This is a genomic window from Acidobacteriota bacterium (assembly GCA_040756905.1).
In the GTDB taxonomy this organism is placed as follows: Bacteria; Acidobacteriota; Aminicenantia; order JBFLYD01; family JBFLYD01; genus JBFLYD01.
Map to the genome: position 1 here is coordinate 1 of JBFLYD010000036.1, position 6,152 is coordinate 6,152.

General features: G+C 35.3%; 4 protein-coding genes. 1 reads left to right on the forward strand and 3 read right to left on the reverse strand.

The genetic code is table 11. The annotated features are described in order from the left end of the window. Positions 1-272: 272 nt before the first annotated feature. The gene (locus AB1410_05590; GenBank protein ID MEW6456170.1) at positions 273-617 is read right to left on the reverse strand and encodes an NADH-quinone oxidoreductase subunit A; all 345 of its coding nucleotides are present in this window, start codon (positions 615-617) and stop codon (positions 273-275) included. Positions 618-1,368: 751 nt separating this feature from the next. Between AB1410_05590 and AB1410_05595 the strand changes: the two genes are divergently transcribed. After that, a complete protein-coding gene (locus tag AB1410_05595) occupies positions 1,369-1,800 on the forward strand; it encodes an OsmC family protein (GenBank protein MEW6456171.1) in 432 nt (143 codons plus the stop codon). 493 nt (positions 1,801-2,293) lie between these two features. On the opposite strand, the gene AB1410_05600 is transcribed toward AB1410_05595, so the two are convergent. Both AB1410_05600 and AB1410_05605 read right to left on the reverse strand, forming a co-directional pair. Further along, positions 2,294-3,031 (reverse strand): zinc ribbon domain-containing protein, encoded by a 738-nt coding sequence (locus AB1410_05600; GenBank protein ID MEW6456172.1) that lies wholly within the window; start codon positions 3,029-3,031, stop codon positions 2,294-2,296. A gap of 109 nt (positions 3,032-3,140) precedes the next feature. Beyond that, positions 3,141-5,171: a (Fe-S)-binding protein gene (locus AB1410_05605; GenBank protein ID MEW6456173.1), complete on the reverse strand. Its 2,031-nt coding sequence runs from the start codon at positions 5,169-5,171 to the stop codon at positions 3,141-3,143. Positions 5,172-6,152: the final 981 nt, after the last annotated feature.

The window sequence follows — 6,152 nt, forward strand, 5'->3', positions numbered from 1 at the left end:
GGAGGGCAGTCAGGTCAAGCCACTCTCCTTTTTTCTTATACAATATTTTCTCTCCCTTGCATAGGAATTTGATATTTTCAATGTTATATCTATATTTTAATAAAAATATATTATAGTCAGGTCTTGAAATATTAGTTTTTTTTAAATTGTATTTTATGTTCTTTTTATTTTTCATTTCATTCAATTGGTTAATTTATGAAATTTTGGTCATTGGTCAATCTCCGAATTATAAAAATGCAAAAAATGAGACCTGACCCCATTTGTTTTTTGCATTATTCCCAGTTGAGGGCGCCTCTTTTCCATGCCCAAATGAAACCCACTGCAAGAATTGCTATGAATATTATCACTGAAAAAAGCGCTACGTATACATCGATTTTCCGAAATACTAATGCCCATGGAAAAAGAAAAGCAATTTCTATGTCAAAAAGGAGGAAGAGCAACCCCACAGTGTAATATTTAATCGGAAATGGCTTTATCTCTTCTTCGAGGAGGGGGCTTCCGCATTCAAAAGGAGTTTCCTTTTGAGGGTTTGTTGATTTCGGGCCAAGGAATGAGCTTGCAAAAAGCATTAATCCTGCTAGCAAACCGATGATTAAAAATGCCAAAAATAATTCCATTTCTCAGATTCCCAATACTAATACAAACGCACAAAATATTTTTACATGTAGGGCAAGGCTTTAGCCTTGCATCAAGCAACCCCCGAATCAAGTTCGGGGCAGGCTCTAAAGGGTTGCCCTACAATTTATTCAATGCGTTTGTATTAATAATTTACAAATGTCAAGACTAATAATAAATATTAGTCTTGACCCAAAAAAAACATTGGTGTCAAGCCTGAGACCCATTTACCCATTTAGCAATATCAATTTAATCTATTATCTATATACTAAAGAAAAATTTCTTTCAACATTTTTTAAGAAAAAATTTGAATTGAAATTTAGGTAATTGAAATAACAATTAAAGAAAGATAGGGATTTAAGTAACTGGGGTATGAGCCTCACCTTATTTCATAAGCTCTGGAATGTCAAGAAAATTAGTGAAACATTCAATTCTAAAAAAGTGAAAAAAAAGAAAAATAAAAAAGTAGCCTGTCCCCTTTTTTCTGACTTGAGATAAAAAAATATAAAAAATATAATAAAAACCTTAATTAAATGGATGAGGAAAACTGACATAAACATTTTAGAAGTATTCATCAGAGAAATCCCTTATTTCAATTATAAATATTTAACTAATACAAAAGCATTTAATTCTGATGCATTCCTGTCCCCTCCCCTAAATCCTCTTTCCTGAGGGGAGAAGGAGGGATGAGGGGAAAACGAGTAAGATGTAACAAATTTTAATTCATTTGAATTTAATTTAAGGAGGAAATAAATGGCAGGAAGTAGCACTGTAAATGCAACAGTAAAAATGGTAAATTCACTTCAGCTTATCGGCTATTCAGATTCTAAACATGCGATAGTGATTGATACTTCAACTGAGGCTGGCGGGTTTGAGATGGGAAACAAACCGATGGAATTAGTGCTGATTGCTCTTGGAGGATGCACTGCTATGGATGTAATCTCAATAATGAAAAAGAAAAGAGAAAAACTCACCGGGCTTGAAATTAAAATCTCAGGAGAAAGGTTTGAAGAACATCCAAAGGTTTATAAAAACATCTCTTTGCATTATGTATTCAAAGGAGAAAATTTATCCGATGAGGCGATCGAAAGGTCGATCTCCCTTTCTCAGGAAAAATATTGCTCTGTATCAGCGATGTTGAAAAAAGCCGCAGATGTTAAAGTAACCTGGGAAAAATCCCCTTGATTCAAATTGAGAGGTCAACCATCTTCTGAGCGGTATATCCAAGAACATCTTACTACTTAATAAAGAGTAAATTCTAAACATAAAAGAGTGAGCAGGAAGGGTGGCCAAAAAAATTTATTTCTTTTAAATAAGAGGTCAATTATCTCCTGAGCGGTATATCGACGAGCATCTAAAAATCTGCGAAGTGAGTGAGAATAATCTCCTATATTTAGATTATCGAAAGAGAAAGAATATCTCGAACGTGAGCGAGAAAGAATCTATCATTTAAGCTATTATTCAACCTTGAACAATAGGAGATTATTTGAACGAACGAGCATAGATTTTGATGCGAGGAGATCTGAGCGAAGGGGATAATTGACCTCTCTAAGAGAATCGAAATCCCTTTAATTTCGGAGTCACCCTTGCTGATCACTCTTAAACTATAATGATAGAGAACTTCTGAGCGAATGGGGATGGTTGACTTCTTTAAAAAATTCGCCTATTTCCCTGATTTTTATTCTTTTGTGTAAGTTATTTTGATTCCGCCGAAGATAAAAAACAGGAAATTCAAAAAGAGAGAGAGAAGAGAACCTAAAATTCCAAAACCAACAAAGCCTCCTATGGCACCAAGAGAGCCAAATATGAAGCCACCCATAAACTTCCCTCGAAAATCAGTTAAAAAATCAGGGAGCAAAATCAAATCATTCCAGTATCTATCCATCACTCCAAAGAGAGCTCCAGCTATTATTCCTGCGATCAAACCAATCCCCCCAAAGAAGAAAAATGCCGAAAGGATTTTTATCTGATTTATTTTCAATGTAATTTTTTTACTTTCCATCTCTTCCTCCTCTCCTTCTACACTCTGTCCACAATTTGGACAGAACTTAAATTCTTGTAAAAAAACAAAATTACAGTTCGAACAGGTAATTTTTTCTCTTTCCAATTGTTCCATGTCTTTTCCGCATCGCACACAGATCTTTTCCTTTACAGGGTTCTCAAACCCGCAGAATGGGCACTCTTTAAATTCTGGCTCAACTCTTTTATAAGGAGGATCAGTCTGAATCCATTGTTTTCCATCGTAGTAATGCCATTTCCCTGATAAAGCTCCAACCATCCAGAATTTACCATCATCATCCCTTATGATTAATTTGCGAAGTTCTTCTTTCCACTCCTCATCCGAGATTAGATGGGTATCCCTTTTCTTCTTTAGTTCTTCAAACTTTTTCTCTACTTCTTCAAATCTCTCTTTCATATCCCTAAAATTTTATTAATATTTTTCTCAATTTACAAGTAATTTTTTACCCATCTCATAAATTTCGTTGTGTCTTCCCACTAATTGGGGGTCACCCTTGCTGATTACCCTAATCTGTTTTACTTATAAATTCAGCCAAATCTAAGATTGAAATATTTTCTATTCCTTTGTCTTTCATTGCGTCGGAAAGCATTGTCATGCAGAAGGGACAGGCTGTGATTATTGTATCGGCTTTTGATTCAATTGCTTCTTCAGCTCTCATATGATTTATTCTTTTCCCTATTTTCTCTTCCATCCACATCCTTCCTCCCCCTGCTCCACAACAAAGGCTATGGAATTTGTAATGCTTCATTTCCCTAAGCGGTTCTTTTGAGAACTTTTTTATTAATTCTCTCGGTATATCGTAAATCTCATTGTGTCTTCCGAGATAGCATGGGTCGTGGTAGGTGATATAGTCTGTCTGGTTTATTTCGTCTATCTGGTTTCTCTCGTTTTTTCCGTTAATCTGATTTATCTGGCTTCTTTGGTTTCTCTGGCTTGTCTGGGGAATAGATAGTCTGCCTTCAGAAAGGAGTTTTGAAATAAACTCTGTATGGTGGAAAACCTCATGGTTTCCACCAAACTGTGGGTATTCATTTTTTAAAGTGTTATAGCCATGGGGACAGAAAGTTATTATCTTCTTTATTCGATATTTATTAAATGTTTTGATATTTTCCTGACAGAGGTTCTGGAAAAGATATTCATTTCCGGTTCTTCTTGCAGGGTCACCGCAGCACTTCTCCTCATTGCCAAGAATCGCAAAATCAACACCAGCTTTAGCAAGAATTCGAACCATTGCTTTAGAAATTTTCTTATTCCTTTCATCATACGAACCAGCGCATCCAATCCATAAAAGATACTCAGCATCACCTTTTTCTGCAAAGGTTTTAACATTCATTCCCTCTGTCCAGTCCTTTCTTGATGTGAACCCCACTCCCCAAGGATTAAAATTTGTTTCAAGGTTTTTAAATGCGGGGATAAGCTCCGGAGGAAACCTTCCCTCCATTAAAACTTCTGATTGCCTTAAACCAATTATCTTTGATATATGCTCATTCATCATCGGACAGGTCACTTCACATGCAGCGCATGTGGTGCAGCTCCATATTTCATCATGAAAAAAAGTTCTTTCCATAAGGGGTCTGGAAAACTCACCATTTTTCTTTGTGAGTAAAAACTCAGCCTGAGGAAGTAGATCTTTTTTAATCTTTACGATAATGTCTTTTGGAGATAGAGGTTTTTCTGAGTTATATGCTGGGCAGAAATCCTGGCATCTTCCACATTCAGCGCATGCATAGGAATCTAACTGGTCTTTCCAGGTAAAATCCTCGATGTACTTAATCCCAAATCTTTCTTCGTTTTCAAAATCAATCGGCTTGATCGCTCCCATAGGCTCTAAATTCTGAAAGAAAAGGTTTATGGGTCCTGCCAGAAGATGCATGTGTTTTGAACGGGGAATGTAGATTCCAAATCCCATGATTGTAAGTATGTGAGCCCACCATAAAAAATGCAAAAGAAATTGACTGTTGTTTCCTGAAAAAATCTGAGAGGAGATTATTTCGCCCAAGTAGGCTCCCCTTACCGGGTCTCCGGAGGAAATTTTCATTCCCTCAAAAAGAAGGTATGTAACCATTGCTGTGTAAAGGAAAAAAAGAACAGTTGCTGACTCAGGAGAAGGGACTGTTAAGCCTTCCGGTTTGAATATATATCTTCTTACCGCAAAATATCCACAGCTCAGAAGTACAAGGAATGCCAAAGAATCGATTAAAAGAGTAAATAAAAATCCAACTTTATAATTTCCAAAAATAAAAAAATTTTTTATAAATCCTTCGATAAGATGATTTGTTGTGGCAAGGAGGAAAAGAACAAATGCCCAGAAAACAAAAAAATGCATCAAACCTGTAATTAACCTTTCTTTCAGGGTGCAAGTCTGGGAGAAAGTTCTAAAAGATGAACTGAGAAATCTTTTCCCTATCCTGTCGAACCTTTTCTCTTTTTTTCCGATTGCTAAAAGTTTTATTTTTAATATTAAAGGGTCGAAGAATGCAAAAAAAGCAAGGGATAAGACAAATATGAATAACATAATCTCAGAACCATTAAGCATCCTTTCCTCCTCTTACAATTAATTTATATTAAGGGAAATATTATTACCATAAAATCCTGTTAATTCAATAATATTTTTTACTCTGAAGAACGAAAGCAAAATTTTACAGTTTTATCCTTATGTATATCAAGAAAAAGGGGGCAATCTTCATTATTAATACAAAAGCATTAAATAAGATGCTGAAATGAGTTCAGCACTTGTTTCGGAATCTAAAAGGTTGCCAATGACAATAGATCAATTGCGTTTGCATTAATACAAAAGCAATAAATAATTTGTAGGGCAACCCTTCAGAGCCTGCATCGAACCTTGCCCTGAACTTTGTTTCATGGGTTGATTCGGGGGTTGCTTGATGCAAAGCTAAAGCCTTGCCCTACAACAAATGTATGAGATGAAAATGTAGATCTAATTCAAATAATAAATGTAGGGCAAAGCTTTAGCTTTGCATTATTTAATGAAATTATGCAAGACTGAAGCCTTGCCCTACATGTCAATTTATTTAATTCGTTTGTATTAATTATTTAATTTAAGTTAATAGGTCAACCATCTTCTGAGCGGTATATCCAAGAACATCTTAATCCTTAATAAAGAGTAAATTCTAAACATAAAAGAGTGAGCAGGAAGGGTGGCGGAGAAAACCGTCACGAATGCGTAGCGGGCATGGTTTCTCTCACTTATTTTAAAGTATGAGTGAAATTAAAATTAAGGGAAGATAATGTTTTTTAAATTATGTATAAGTTATATATTCTTTCCCTTTTAATAAGTGAGGGGGAGCGAAGCATGAGTGCTCCCGCACTAACTATATTTATTCCAAAAAAATTAAGTGATTGAAGTAGAGATATTATGAATTCCTTAATTTATAGCAAACGCATAAAATATTGTTACATGTAGGGCAAGGCTTTAGCCTTGCATTAAGCAACCCTAAAATAAGCTCACCTGATAAGTACCCATGCTTATATTCACTAAAAGAACCGTATTCTGGCA

Excerpts from the sequence above, each read along its gene's own strand:
- AB1410_05600 (MEW6456172.1), bottom strand. The coding sequence starts at position 3,031 with ATGAAAGAGAGATTTGAAGAAGTAGAGAAAAAGTTTGAAGAACTAAAG.
- AB1410_05605 (MEW6456173.1), bottom strand. The coding sequence starts at position 5,171 with ATGCTTAATGGTTCTGAGATTATGTTATTCATATTTGTCTTATCCCTT.
- AB1410_05590 (MEW6456170.1), bottom strand. The coding sequence starts at position 617 with ATGGAATTATTTTTGGCATTTTTAATCATCGGTTTGCTAGCAGGATTA.
- AB1410_05595 (MEW6456171.1), top strand. The coding sequence starts at position 1,369 with ATGGCAGGAAGTAGCACTGTAAATGCAACAGTAAAAATGGTAAATTCA.